The 12,659-nt window shown below is 71.6% G+C and carries 14 protein-coding genes; 9 read left to right on the top strand and 5 right to left on the bottom strand.

Going from position 1 to position 12,659, the window contains the following annotated elements:
• Nucleotides 1-46: 46 nt before the first annotated feature.
• The gene (locus ACIPJI_RS18020; RefSeq protein ID WP_402247701.1) at nucleotides 47-1,054 is read left to right on the top strand and encodes a ribokinase; all 1,008 of its coding nucleotides are present in this window, start codon (nucleotides 47-49) and stop codon (nucleotides 1,052-1,054) included.
• Nucleotides 1,051-1,443, top strand: coding sequence for a D-ribose pyranase (rbsD, locus tag ACIPJI_RS18015; RefSeq protein WP_356619931.1), 393 nt, complete (start codon nucleotides 1,051-1,053; stop codon nucleotides 1,441-1,443). The genes ACIPJI_RS18020 and rbsD overlap by 4 nt, the downstream gene beginning before the upstream one ends.
• A 360-nt stretch (nucleotides 1,444-1,803) precedes the next feature.
• Here the strand turns inward: rbsD and ACIPJI_RS18010 are convergent, their stop codons facing one another.
• On the bottom strand, nucleotides 1,804-2,019 hold the full coding sequence (locus ACIPJI_RS18010; protein ID WP_356619929.1) for a hypothetical protein: 216 nt from the start codon (nucleotides 2,017-2,019) through the stop codon (nucleotides 1,804-1,806).
• Between the two features lie 632 nt (nucleotides 2,020-2,651).
• Between ACIPJI_RS18010 and ACIPJI_RS18005 the strand changes: the two genes are divergently transcribed.
• From ACIPJI_RS18005 to ACIPJI_RS17985, 5 genes are all read left to right on the top strand, one after another.
• On the top strand, nucleotides 2,652-2,831 hold the full coding sequence (locus ACIPJI_RS18005) for a hypothetical protein (RefSeq protein WP_307709364.1): 180 nt from the start codon (nucleotides 2,652-2,654) through the stop codon (nucleotides 2,829-2,831).
• A gap of 533 nt (nucleotides 2,832-3,364) precedes the next feature.
• The gene (locus ACIPJI_RS18000) at nucleotides 3,365-3,775 is read left to right on the top strand and encodes a VOC family protein (protein WP_307709365.1); all 411 of its coding nucleotides are present in this window, start codon (nucleotides 3,365-3,367) and stop codon (nucleotides 3,773-3,775) included.
• A gap of 87 nt (nucleotides 3,776-3,862) precedes the next feature.
• Nucleotides 3,863-4,327: a helix-turn-helix domain-containing protein gene (locus ACIPJI_RS17995; RefSeq protein WP_402247236.1), complete on the top strand. Its 465-nt coding sequence runs from the start codon at nucleotides 3,863-3,865 to the stop codon at nucleotides 4,325-4,327.
• Between the two features lie 5 nt (nucleotides 4,328-4,332).
• Complete coding sequence (locus ACIPJI_RS17990) at nucleotides 4,333-4,959, top strand: glyoxalase (protein ID WP_402247234.1); 627 nt, start codon at nucleotides 4,333-4,335, stop codon at nucleotides 4,957-4,959.
• A 71-nt stretch (nucleotides 4,960-5,030) separates the two neighbouring features.
• Nucleotides 5,031-5,486, top strand: a complete 456-nt coding sequence (locus tag ACIPJI_RS17985) for a pyridoxamine 5'-phosphate oxidase family protein (protein ID WP_402247699.1) — start codon at nucleotides 5,031-5,033, stop codon at nucleotides 5,484-5,486.
• Nucleotides 5,487-5,627: 141 nt separating this feature from the next.
• Here ACIPJI_RS17985 and ACIPJI_RS17980 read toward each other — a convergent pair whose 3' ends face one another.
• The 3 genes from ACIPJI_RS17980 to ACIPJI_RS17970 all read right to left on the bottom strand — a co-directional run bounded on the left by ACIPJI_RS17980 (nucleotide 5,628) and on the right by ACIPJI_RS17970 (nucleotide 7,533).
• Nucleotides 5,628-6,155 (bottom strand): aspartate carbamoyltransferase, encoded by a 528-nt coding sequence (locus ACIPJI_RS17980; RefSeq protein ID WP_402247231.1) that lies wholly within the window; start codon nucleotides 6,153-6,155, stop codon nucleotides 5,628-5,630.
• Nucleotides 6,148-6,591 carry a MarR family winged helix-turn-helix transcriptional regulator gene (locus ACIPJI_RS17975; RefSeq protein WP_307709370.1) on the bottom strand — a complete coding sequence of 148 codons (444 nt, stop codon included), beginning with the start codon at nucleotides 6,589-6,591 and terminating at the stop codon, nucleotides 6,148-6,150. Before ACIPJI_RS17975 ends, ACIPJI_RS17980 begins: the two co-directional genes overlap by 8 nt.
• Nucleotides 6,592-6,672: 81 nt before the next feature.
• Nucleotides 6,673-7,533, bottom strand: coding sequence for a PP2C family protein-serine/threonine phosphatase (locus ACIPJI_RS17970; RefSeq protein WP_402247229.1), 861 nt, complete (start codon nucleotides 7,531-7,533; stop codon nucleotides 6,673-6,675).
• 243 nt (nucleotides 7,534-7,776) lie between these two features.
• Here ACIPJI_RS17970 and ACIPJI_RS17965 point away from each other — a divergent pair, with 243 nt between their 5' ends.
• Nucleotides 7,777-8,979 carry an NAD(P)/FAD-dependent oxidoreductase gene (locus ACIPJI_RS17965; protein WP_402247227.1) on the top strand — a complete coding sequence of 401 codons (1,203 nt, stop codon included), beginning with the start codon at nucleotides 7,777-7,779 and terminating at the stop codon, nucleotides 8,977-8,979.
• Between the two features lies 1 nt (nucleotide 8,980).
• Entirely contained in the window at nucleotides 8,981-9,946 is a 966-nt protein-coding gene (locus tag ACIPJI_RS17960) for a sigma-70 family RNA polymerase sigma factor (protein WP_402247226.1), read from the top strand.
• A gap of 215 nt (nucleotides 9,947-10,161) precedes the next feature.
• Here ACIPJI_RS17960 and ACIPJI_RS17955 read toward each other — a convergent pair whose 3' ends face one another.
• Nucleotides 10,162-12,531 (bottom strand): collagenase, encoded by a 2,370-nt coding sequence (locus tag ACIPJI_RS17955; protein WP_402247224.1) that lies wholly within the window; start codon nucleotides 12,529-12,531, stop codon nucleotides 10,162-10,164.
• Nucleotides 12,532-12,659 lie beyond the last annotated feature (128 nt).

The following is a 12,659-nucleotide window of genomic DNA, read 5'->3' as shown; positions in this document are numbered from 1 at the left end:
GGAAGGTGGCCGGCCTCTCATGACGCCGCAGGGAGAGGGTCCCCGCATGGACGAGTACGCGGAGACGCACCCGCAGGAAGACGTTCGGCAGCGAACGGGCGACTACGACCTGCTGGTCGTGGGGTCGGCCAACGCCGACCTGGTCATCGGCGTCGAACGCCGCCCCGCCGCGGGCGAGACGGTCCTCGGCTCCGACCTGGCCGTCCACCCGGGCGGCAAGGGCGCCAACCAGGCCGTCGCCGCCGCCCGCCTCGGCGCCCGTACCGCGCTGCTGGCCAGGGTCGGCGACGACGCCCACGGGCGGCTGCTGGTCGACTCGCAGCGGGCGGCCGGCGTCGACACGGGTGGTGTCCTGGTCGGCGGGGCGCCCACCGGCGTCGCGCTGATCACGGTGGACCCGTCGGGCGACAACAGCATCGTCGTCTCACCGGGCGCCAACGGCCGGCTCACCCCCGGCGACATCCGGGCCGCGGGCGAACTGCTCGCCCGCGCCCGGGTGGTCTCCCTCCAGCTGGAGATCCCCCTGGACACGGTCGCCGAGGTGGCCCGCACGCTGCCGTCAGGGACCCGGCTCGTACTGAACCCGTCCCCGCCGGCGCCGCTGCCCGCGGACGTGCTCGCCGCGTGCGACCCGCTGGTCGTCAACGAGCACGAGGCGCGGTACGTGCTGGGTGAGGCGGGCGACCGCCCGGAGGACTGGGCGCGCGACCTGCTGGCCCTCGGCCCGCGCTCGGTCGTCGTGACGCTGGGCGCGCAGGGGGCGCTCGTCGCGGAGGCGGGCGGCTGCGTGCGCGTACCGAGCCCGAAGGTCGACGCGGTCGACACGACGGGTGCGGGTGACGCGTTCACGGCGGCCCTCGCCTGGCGGCTCGGACTCGGCGAAACCCTGGCCGAGGCGGCCGGTTTCGCGGTCCGGGTCGGCGCCGCGGCCGTCACCGGCAGGGGCGCGCAGGAGTCGTTCCCGAGCGCGGGGGACTTCCTGCCGGCCGTGGGGGAGCCCGTGCGGTCCGTCGAGGGGTCCGTGCAGTTGATGAAGGAGACCGGGGCACGGTGAAGAAGACCGGCATCCTCAACCGCCGTCTGGCGGGTGCGCTGGCCGAGTTGGGCCACGGCGACACCGTCCTCGTCTGCGACGTCGGCATGCCGGTCCCCTCTTCGGGCCCGCGCGTGGTCGATTTGGCCTTCCGGGCCGGCATCCCGTCCTTCGCCGACGTGCTCGACGGCCTGCTCGACGAGCTGGTGATCGAGTCCGCGACCGCCGCCCACGAGGTCCACGACGCCAACCCGCCCGCCGCCCGCCTGCTCGCGGACCGGCTCCCGGCACTGGACTTCGTCCCGCACGACGAGCTCAAGTCCCGCAGCCGGGACGCCCGCCTGGTGGTACGGACGGGGGAGGCGCGGCCGTACGCGAACGTGCTGCTGCGCTGCGGCGTCTTCTTCTGAAGCGGAACGCCGGTGCGGGCGTCCCCGTCCGGTCATCTGTGAGGAAACGGTGGTCGTCTCTTCACCGTGTGCTCCCACGCTGGACCGCGATGAATCCCGCGCGAGGGCTCCCAGCTTGCCGGGCCGCCGCCTTCGGTGCTTTCGGGCCACGCTTCCGGCAGACGGTCATCGTCGCGGATTTCGGCCCGCCGGCCCGTAGCGGAATTCCCGCTGCGCGGTGATTCACGGCGGAACGCAAAAGCGAGCCGGAGCGAGAAAGGGCATGCGAACGGGCCCCGGGACTGGAACATTCCGGGGCCCGTTCGGGCAATGCTCATGACCGACAGGACCGAAAGCGGTCCTTCTCGGTTGTCGCCGGCGTCAGATGCCGGTGGTCTGCACCGAGACGAGACCGGTGGCCGCGGCGACCGGCACGACGGAGGCGACGGACTGGACGGTGCCGACGACGTCACCGACGTTCACAGCGGCGCCGTAGCCGTTGACACCGGCGTGGGCGCTCGCGATACCGCCGGCAATGCCGTCCAGCTCGGTCTCGGAAATTTCGGCGGTCTCAATCGGGGTGAAGCCGTTACGCACTATCTCTCCCTTTCCGTACGGGGGGACTCCTGAACTGACGACGACCGTACGCGCGCCAATGGGAAACCGGTCGACGTGAACCGTCGCCTTGTGCCCGGAATGGGCATCCACAATCAGGACTCCGTTCCCGAGGATGAGATCACGCCAACAGGCCAACCGGCAACTGAGGTTCCGTTTCTGACGGGTGAATACTTCTTCACGACAACGCCAAATAGCGTGCACTTTTCGGCGGGCCGCGGGGGACGAATGGTGCCAACTGGAAGGTGAGGCGGTAGCGGCCTGGACCTGCTGTTCGTCACAGGGCGCCGAAGTCCCCGATCTCCTTCCGGATGTGATGCGGCCGGTCCCGCGTGCCTGCGGCTGAGGTCGTCGACGACGGCGGTGAAGGCGGTGACCGCCTCGGGGCTCCGGGTGTAGCGGCGGGCCGGCGAACTCCACTTCTTCAGCGGTGACCGACGGCGGCGATGTGCGCCTCCGTCGACCCGGGCGCGGGGGCTCTCCGCCGCCGTGCGGCCCTTCTGCGGACCCGACAGCGGCGGCCGTATCTCCGGCTTGCGGCGGCGGGCGGGTCTGACTTCGGTGAGCGGGGGCAGACGAGCCGTAAGCGAACACGACCGTGAGGGAGTAGTCAGATGCTGGGTTTGGCCGCTGCGGTGTTGTTCTTCATCGCGTTCCTCGTCAACGCCGCGGAGATCGACACGAACGAAGTCTTCGCGTCGACGAACGTGATGCTCTTGGGTCTGATGCTGCTCGCACTCCATGTCGCAGGCGTCGGCGCGTCCTGGAGGTCCGGCCGGGCAGGTCGGCGTTGAGAGCCTGACGGCCCGCGCCGATGCCTCGTGCCGTTGCTCGCACAGTCCGATCGGCCCGCACAGCCCGTTCGGCCCGGTCGGTGAATCGAACCGGAGGACATGATGGCCTTGATGACAACGGCGGCCGCGGATGCCGCGGCTGCTTCCGGATGGCAGCACGTGACGGTGATGGTGGTGGCGCTGGCCGTCCTTGTGCACAGCCTGGTCCGGCACAACCGCTGACACTACGACGGGGCGCCCCACGACCTCGGTGGGCACCGACCACCTGACGGGAACCGTTTCAGGTGATCAGGGACCTCCCGGAGGTCCGGCGCCCCTGACCCGAGAGGGCTTCTCTTCACCGCTGCGCAGGTCGGGAGCGAGCGCGGATCACGGCGGCGGGGGTCGGCGGGGCAGGGGATCGGCGGGGTCGGCCCGGTCGCGGGCAGGGGCCGAGGGCGGCAGCGCGGGAGACGGGCGCCGGACCCGGACCGGTGGCAGATCGGTCAGGAATCGAGAAGCGCGGTCACCGAGCTGTCCCTAGCCTGATCATCATGGACATCACCATTCACACGAGCTTCCTCCCGCACGACGACCCGGACGCGTCCCTCGCCTTCTACCGCGACGCCCTCGGCTTCGAGGTCCGCAGCGACGTCGGACAGGGCAAGATGCGCTGGATCACCGTCGGCCCCGTCGGTCAGCCCGGGACATCCATCCTCCTGGCGCCGCCGGCCGCCGACCCCGGGGTCACCGAGGACGAGCGCCGCACCATCACCGAGATGATGGCCAAGGGCACCTACGGCTGGATCCTGCTGGCCACCCCGGACCTCGACGGCACGTTCGAGAAGGTGCAGGCCCGCGACGCCGAGGTCGTCCAGGAGCCGACCGAGCAGCCGTACGGCATCCGTGACTGTGCCTTCCGCGACCCCGCGGGCAACCTCATCCGCATCCAGGAGCTCCGCTGACCGGTGCGCCCGACGCGATCCGCCCGTCGCAGTCCGCCCGTCGCGGTCCGTCCTCGCGGCCCGCTCGTCCAAGAAGAGAGGTTCTCCATGTGCCGTCCCGCATGGGCGCGCGCACTCACCGCTGCGCAGCGCCTGAGCGACCTCGCGCGACTGCGTCGCGTCCGTGACCGGATCGACCGGGAGTACGCGCAGCCGCTGAACGTCGAGGCGCTGGCCCGCGGCGCGAACATGCCCGCCCGGCACCTCAGCCGTCAGTTCCGGCTGGCGTACGGCCAGTCGCCGTACGCCTACCTGATGACACGCCGCATCGAGCGCGCCACGGCGCTGCTGCGCCGTGGCGACCTCAGCGTCACCGAGGTCTGCTACGCGGTCGGCTGCTCATCGCCGGGGACCTTCAGCACCCGCTTCACCGAGCTGGTCGGCATGCCGCCCAGTGCCTACCGGCGCCGCGCGACGGGCGCCGCGGAGGGCATGCCGCCGTGCGTGGTGAAGCAGGCGACAAGACCGGTCAGGAATCAAGAAGCGCCTGTCGCAGAGCCGCAACTAGCGTGAAGACCATGGAAACCATCGAATGCGTCACCCTCGAGGTGGCCGACCCCGCGGCCGCCGAAAGCTTCTACACCACCGCCTTCGATCTGGGCACACAGCTGCGCCTGCGGGCCTCGGAGGCGCCGACAACCGGCTTCCGCGGGTTCACGCTGTCGCTCGTGGTGTCCCAGCCGGCCGACGTCGACGCCTTCGTCGACGCCGCCGTGGCCGCCGGTGCCGCGACGCTGAAGCCCGCCTCCAAGTCGCTCTGGGGCTACGGGGGCGTCGTGCAGGCACCGGACGGGACGATCTGGCAGATCGCTTCGTCCTCGAAGAAGGACACCGGCCCGGCCACCCGGCAGTTCGACGAGCTCGTGCTCCTGCTGGGCGTCGAGGACGTGAAGGCCAGCAAGCAGTTCTACGTCGACCACGGCCTCGCCGTGGCGAAGAGCTTCGGCAGCAAGTACGTCGAGTTCGCCACCGGGACGGGCCCCGTCAAGCTGGCGCTGTACAAGCGACGTGGCCTGGCCAAGGTTGCCGGCGTCTCGCCCGACGGCACGGGATCGCACCGGCTCATGATCGGCGGCGACGCCGGATCCTTCACCGACCCTGACGGATTCGCGTGGGAGGCCGCGGCGCCGGCACCCACGCCATGACCGTGATCACCGACAGAGCCCCCTCCTCACAGGGGAGGGGGCTCTGCATGAACCGACCGACCGGAGGAAGCATGACGGGCGCACCGCCGCGTGGACGTGAGGAAAGGCTGCGGGACACTCGCGCGAGACTGGAGAGCGACGTCGATCTCTGGGTCGCGACAGCGGGCTCCCCGGGCGGCGCCCACCTCATCCCGCTCTCGTACCTCTGGGACGGGACCGCGTTCCTCATCTCGACGCCGCGCGCCTCGGTCACGAGCCGCAACCTGCTGGCGGACGGGCGGGTGCGCCTCAGCCTCGGGCCGACCCGCGACGTCGTCCTCGTGGACGGTGACGCCGAGCCGGTGGACGTCGACGGCCTCGCACCTGGGACGGGCGACGCGTTCGCGACGAGGACCGGTTTCGACCCGCGCGAGCTCGACGAGCCCTACCAGTACTTCCTGATCCGGCCGCGGCGCATACAGGCCTGGCGTGAGGCGAACGAGCTGCGGGGGCGCGAGCTGATGCGCGACGGCTGCTGGCTCGGCTGACCGTCACACGGCAACACGCCTCGTCCGACCGGTGAGTGGTGCGACCCCGCGTCTCGTCGCGGGATCGCTGACGGGCAAGGGTGCCCGTACCTCGGACAGGGCGCGGCGACGGCTCCGTACGGGCAGGACGGGCCTGCCGGTTCAATGCCCGGGTTCCGCGTGCGAGCCGTGGTCGCCGAGCTGTGCTTCGAACCAGTCGTGCAGGGCGGTCACCAGTGCGGGGTCCTCCGCGGCGTAGGTGAGGGTGGCCCCGTCCGCCCGTTCTGTGTAGAGCACGTCGAAACGGTCGTGGCCTTCGCGGAGTTCGGCGAGGCCGGGCATGCCGGTTCCGTGGATCCGGGCGGGATCGGAGAAGTCCCCGCGACGGAACGCCTTGGCCTCCTCGTGCAGATGGGCGCGTATCAGGTCGATCTGTTCCGCGTCGCCACGCTGGTCGGCCACGACGTCCTGAGTGCCGCCCGTCGCCGTGGGAGTGAAGCGGTGAGTGGTCTGTTCAAGGTCGAAGGGCATCACGGCCCTGCCGCGCTCCGCCACCGTCGTCTGGCGCTCGCCCGGACCTTCGCCGGGGTCCTGCTGCGAGTCCCGGGCCATCAGGGTGATCGCCGTCGCCGCGGCGGCGAGGGTCAGGCCCGCGCCGGCAGCGAGCGTGCGTCGCCGGGTTCTATTCATCCAGTGCCTCCGCCATCACGTCCAGGGCGTGCAGCACGCCCGCTCTCTCATGGGCCGGGATCGATTCGAGCAGTCGGGAGAACCGCTCCCGTCGTGCCTGGGCAAGGTTCTGTGCGGCCCGCCGGCCCGCGGGGGTGAGCCGCAGGACCACGCCGCGTCCGTCGTCGGGGGCCGGCGCGCGCTCCACCCAGCCACGGGTGGACAGTTGGGTGACCAGGCGGCTCACGGTGCTCTTCTGCAGTCGCAGCCGACGCGTCAGTTCGACCTGCCGCAGCTCCCCCTCTTGCCCCAACTCGCCGAGGGCGTGCGCCTCGGAGACCGAGAGCGGCTGTCCGCAGGGGGTCGTCTCGGGCTGGTGCAGCCCGAAGGCGCGAACGAAGTTCCCCAGTGCCTCCTGGAGAGCGGCTGGATCATCAGCGGTGCGGTCCCTCGACATGGTTCGACCGTACAACCAACTGGTTCGACAGTACAACCGGTTTCGGATGCGACGTGGCCGGGCCGCCCCCGGCGTCGGCGTTCACGGGGCGGAGGGGTCCGGGGGAGCGCACGCGTTGACGGGGACGAGCAGGGCGGTGACGTTGTCGTGTCCGCCCGCGTCCAGTGCGTAGCGGACCAACTCCCGTACGTGCGGCAGCAGATCGGCGCCCTCGGCCGACGCCCGGGGCAGGCGGGTGAGCGCGTCCCGCAGGGCCTCGACGTCGGGCAGGTAGCGCCACAGCCCGTCCGTGCAGAGCAGCAGGCGACCGGGCGCGGAGGGCCGGTAGCTCCGGACGCGTGCTTCCGTATGCTCCGCGTCCGCGCCCAGCCAGGCGGCGAGGGCGTCGTGTTCCCCGATGTCGTCCTCGGTGAGGGTCATGCCGGTGCCCTCGTCCGGCAGCCAGTAGGCCCTGCTGTCACCGATCGACGCGCTCCAGATTCCCGTCGGGCCGGCCACGCCGGCGACGAACGTGCAGGCCGGTGCCATGTCGCGGGCCGTGGTCGCCACCGTGGCCGCAGGGGCGGCCAGGGCGGCGACCGCCTGTGCCGCGCGGGCAGCCGACTCGCGCAGCGCTGTCTCCGGCAGCACGCCCACCGCCAGCCGCGCCGCCAGCACACGCGCCCCCACCTCGGCCGCGACCTGCGCGGCGCGCTCCGACCGGGGTGACATGGAGACGCCGTCGCAGACGACGCCGATCGTCCAGTCGCCGCGCCGGGTCAGGGCCATGGCGTCCGCGTTGACGCCGCGTCGCTTGCCGCGGTCGCTGACGCCCGCCGCGCCGTCCGGGGCCGTGACCTCGACGTGCGACCGGAAGGCCGGCTGTGCGTGGCCGCATTCCCAGCAATGGCCGTCCGGTGCGACGATCCCGCCGCACCGGACGCAGATCTCGTTCTCGCTCATCAGGAGGGATCCTGGCAGACCGGATCGGCACGGACTCCTGTCCGTGAACCACGCTGCAACGTAGCCACCCCGGCTCCTGACGGCCTCGTCACGGAGGAGTTCCCGCAGGCAGCGGTCGACCACGTGGCATCGTCCGGCGACGCTCCCACTGCCTGTGACCCACGTCACATGCGGTTCCTGTCAGCAATCAGGGTGCTGCTCCGCTCAACTCACCGAGAGCAAGCGAACCGACAGGAGCAGCACATGAAGCACCGCATCGTCGTCCTCGGCGCCGGCTATGCCGGGGCCTTCGGGGCCGGGAACCTGGCCCGCAGGCTGTCCCCGGCGGACACCGAGATCACCGTGGTCAACGCTGAGCCGGAATTCGTCCAGCGGCTGCGGCTGCACCAGCTCGCGGCCGGCCAAGAGATCGAGGCTCCGAAGCTCGCCGACGTCTTCGCGGGCACCGGGATACGGCTGCGCCTGGCCCGCGTCACCGCCGTCGACCCCGAGCGCCAGGTCGTCACCGTGGCCGACGCCGAGGGCGGCGGCGAACTCGGCTACGACACGCTTCTCTACGCGCTCGGCAGCCACGTCGCCGACCACGGCGTCCCCGGCGTGGCCGAGCACGCCTTCGACGTCGCCGGACGGCCCTCGGCGCTGCGCCTGCGCGAGCGCCTGGACAGCCTGGGCAGGCGGGGCGAAGGCGGGAGGGTGCTGGTCGTCGGCGACGGGCTGACCGGCATCGAGACGGCCACCGAGATCGCCGAATCCCGGCCCGGTCTGTCGGTGACGCTGGTCGCCCACGGCGAGCTGGGCGCACACCTCTCCGCCGGAGCCCGCGGCCACCTGCGCCGGGCCTGCGACCGACTGGGCGTCACCGTCCTGGAGCACACCGGCGTCGAAGCCGTCGAAGCGACGCGGGTGCTGTGCGCCGACGGCACCGTCCTGGCCTCCGACGCGACCGTGTGGACGGCCGGGTTCGCGGTCCACCCCATCGCCGCCACCAGCGGGCTGGAGGTCACCGAGAACGGTCTGATCGTCGTCGATCGCACCATGCGGTCGGTCTCGCACCCGAACGTCTACGCCGCCGGCGACAGCGCCTACGTCATCGCCGACAACGGACGGCCGCTGCCGATGTCCTGCGCTTCGGCCGGCTCCACCGGCCAGCAGGCCACGGCGGCGATCGTGGGACGCCTGACCGGCCGTGAGGTCGCGAACGTCAAGCTGTTCTACCTGGGCAACCACATCAGCCTCGGCCGGCGGGACGGGATCCTGCAGATGGTCGACGACGAAGCGCAGGCAAAGCCGAAGTACATGGGCGGCCGGAAGGCCGCGCGGATCAAGGCGGGCATCGTCAAGATGTCGCTGTGGGGCATCCGGCACCCGACCTTCGGCATGCCCCGGCGCAAGCGCCGGCCGGCCGCCGCACCGATTACGTCCGCCCAGTCCCGCGTAGCCGCTTAGGGTGTTTCGCGTGGACAACAGCGCCGCCACTGATCGCTTCGACACCAGCCGGTTCGAGGCCGGCCGGAACCGGCTGGCCTCGCTGGCGTACCGGCTGCTGGGCTCCGCCACCGACGCCGAAGACGCCGTGCAGGAAGCGTTCCTGCACTGGCAGGCCGCCGACCGGCAGCGGATCAAGGTGCCGGAAGCATGGCTGACCAAGGTCGTCACCAACCTGTGCCTCGACCGGCTCCGCTCGGCACAGGCCCGCCGCGAACGCACCGTCGGCGCCTGGCTGCCCGAACCGCTCCTCGACGGCGACCCGATGCTCGGCCCGGCCGACACCTTCGAGCAGCGCGAATCGGTCTCCCTGGCCGTGCTGACTCTCATGGAGCGCCTGTCACCTTTCGAGCGGGCCGTCTACGTCCTGCGCGAAGCGTTCTCCTACAGTCACGCCGAGATCGCCGAGATCCTCGGCATCACCGAGTCCGCGAGTCAGCAGCACCTCCACCGGGCCCGGCGCCGTATCACCGCCGCGCGCCGCCGCGGCGGCGAAGTCGACCCGGCATCCGCCCGGAGGATCGTCGAGGAATTCCTCGCCGCTGCCTCCTCGGGCCGCACCGGACGGCTGGTGGCGCTGCTCACCGACGACGCCACCGCGATCTCCGACGGCGCCGGCCTGGCCAAGACGCTGCTGCGGTACGAAACTCCGCAGCGCATCGCCGCCATCGCACGGGCCGGCTTCAAACCCACACCCGCGAAACGGCGACTTGCCGGCGGTACGCCCGCCGTCCACTACGCGCTCGTGAACGGCGCCCCCGCCATCCTCTTCGTGCTCGGCGATCAGGTCGTCGGCGCGGTGACGTTCGACGTCACCAACGGCAGGATCGCCACCGTGCGCGGCATCGCCGCCCCCACCCGCCTCGTCCGCCTCACCGAGGCCTGGCGGCAGCACGAACCGGACACGCCGCTCATCACCCGGTGGTGACCCGACGACGACGAGCCGGTGAACGGGGGCACGGTCGGCCACGACTCCCTTTTCCGGAGCCGGTTTCGCTGTCACCGTGACCGTGATGGTGACGGCCTCTGCGCGAGGCGGACCGCCCGGCTGCATCCGGCGGCGGCTCGCATGAAGAGCCCGCGCGCGCCACCGTGTGGGGCGGTGGCGCGCGCGGGGGTCGTGTGCGGTCCGGTTCGGTCGGGTCAGGCGCGGAGGGGGCCCTCGCAGGTGTAGTCCGACGTGCCCGCGCGTCCGCCGGACCAGATGTCCACGGCGGCGAACGAGCAGTTCATGTCGGTGAGGTTGTTGTCGCCGCTCGCGGCGCGGTCGAGGAGGAAGTGGTCGACCGTCTCGGACATGTCCTTGAAGACGAGGTCGGCGTCGCCGGCGTCGGTCAGGTTGGCGGTGATGCGGCCGGTGCAGACGAATCGCGGGCGCTCGGCCGTGCCGCTGCCACGGCATGCCGGGGCGCTGCCGGTCGTAGCGGTGAAGGAGGCGCGAACCTCGTCGGCCGAGCCGTCGCGCAGCTGGTCCAGCGGGACATAGGCCGTGTCGGGCACGAACAGTTCGTCGACATGGGCGATCTGCGTGTCGAGGAAGGCGTCGTACGCGCTCTGGAGCCCCGCGTCCCTGCCGAGCCGGTCGCGCCAGGCGTCGAACGCGGCCGGGTCGTCGGCGCGCAGGGTGCGGTACATCTCCCGCAGCAGGGAGGGGCGCTGGGTCCAGAGGAACTCGAAGAAGGTGCCCGCGTAGTCGTAGAAGCGGAAGCCGTCGCCGTCGTACGTGGCGTGCAGCAGCTGGTCCACCGTCATGCGCGGTCCGCCGTTCGCCGTGTCGTCGATGACGCCCTGGACGAGCGACTTGCGGACCTTGACGCCGTCGCTGCGGCTGGCGCCGGCGAAGAACTCGGCGGTGCCCTCGTCCATGGCCGTGGTCCGGTCGCCGTCGTACCAGGGGCCCTCGCCGAAGAAGCCGGGCACCGCCCAGCGGCCGTTGAGGTAGTGCCCGTACTCGTGGCGGAACAACTCCTCCAGGGTCAGCGACGAGTCCTGCGGCACTCGGCGCTGGTACGTGTAGAAGGTCGCCCCCTTCTCGATGTAGATGCCGCCGTTGTCGGTGCCCATACCGGTCAGGAGCGGGTGGAAGTTCTCGTACTCCTTGCGGGAGGAGTAGAGCACGATGTTCAGGGCGGAGTTGGGGTCGCCCGCGAGGGGCGCCTCACTGCCGACCACGCGGTGGAACTGTGCCTTGACCTGCTTGCTCGCGTAGTACAACTGGTCGACGGTGGCCCGGTCGAGACCGGTGCGGACCCTGATGCGGTCGGTGCCGTCGACGCCGTAGACGTACGTGTGCGGGAACAGGCGCTTCTCGATGTCGGACGCGCACACGTGGTACCGGGCGCAGGCCTCGTACACCCCCAGCCAGGTGGCGACCTTCGCCCAGGGGGCACTGCTGTCACCGAAGGTGCGTGCCGTGACGCCCAGGAGCGTGCCGAGGTCCGAGACGATCCCGGTGCGCAGCCCGTCGATCTGGCCGAAGCGGCCGTACTCGTTCAGCGCGTCCCGCACGACCCAGGCGTTGGGCCGGTCCTTGAGATGCGTGTGCCGGGCGAAGGCCCGGAAGGCGGCACGGTAGGACGGGGAGGCCTTCGCCGCGGCGTGGAAGGCGGTGTCCTGGTTGCCGGGGTAGACGCCGAGGTAGTTCAGGCTGAGCGCGGCGAGGGCGGCCCCGGCCCACGAGGTGTCCTGGGCGGTGTCGGGGTGCCGGGCGTCCATGGCGGCCAGCACCCTCTTGACCAGCGCGAGTTGGTACTGACGCAGGCCGGGTGCCGAGGCCGCGTAGAGAGCTTCGCGCAGGGTCTCCGCGTTGGTCCGGGTGGCGTCGAAGGTGCGGGACGCCGAGCCGAAGCGGGCGACGGCACGGCGCATGGTGGTCAGGGTCGGCGTGTCCGTGACGTCGATCTCGTCGCGCGAGAAGTCGTGGTAGGCGACGGCGTGGAGATACGTGAACATCTCCAGCAGGTGGCTGCCGTTCCTGCCGTCGTGGGCGTCGGCGAGGCCGGTGATGCGGCGGGAGACGGCCTGGACGTGCGCGTCCGACATGACCGGGACGAGGCGCTGGTCCCAGGTCCACAGGATGGAGCGAAGGCAGCCGTCGGCGGTGACGGCGGGGTCGGCGAGGAAGTCCGCGAACTGCCCAGGGGTGAGGCCCGTGACGCCGTCGAGCGTGCAGGGCGCATGCGCCTCGCCGGCCTCGGCCTTGCCCTTCTGTTCCGGGGTACGAGGTCCGGGGACGCGGCCGCCGGTGATACCGCCCGGGGCAGGCAGCGGACGGGCGGCTCGGGGGTCCGGGGCCTCGGCCAGGCGGTCGACCTTGTCGGTCGGGTCCGTCTGGGATGCCGCCCGTATCGCGGAGGGCGCTACGGGCGGCGTGGCGGCGGGCTCGGCCGCGGGGGCGGGCTGGACGGCCGTCACGCAGAGCGTGAGTGCTGTCGCGGCGGTGAGCAGGACTGCGCGCAGGGATCTGCGCGCGACGGGGCGCGGACGTGGGCGTGGGCTTCTCGGCTGGAACACATCGGCTCCTGTGTGGGAGGTGGCAAGAGGTGCGCGGTGCGGCGGAAGGCGCCTCGGGCGTCAACTGCCTTGGCGCGGGCGCCAGTTGAAGGTGCGGCGCTATGTGATGCGTAACGTAGTAATGTGAA

It is taken from the genome of Streptomyces sp. NPDC086835 (assembly GCF_044745705.1).
Taxonomy (GTDB): Bacteria; Actinomycetota; Actinomycetes; order Streptomycetales; family Streptomycetaceae; genus Streptomyces.
Note: the sequence above shows the minus strand (reverse complement) of the source record. Positions and strands in the feature narration are given on the sequence as shown.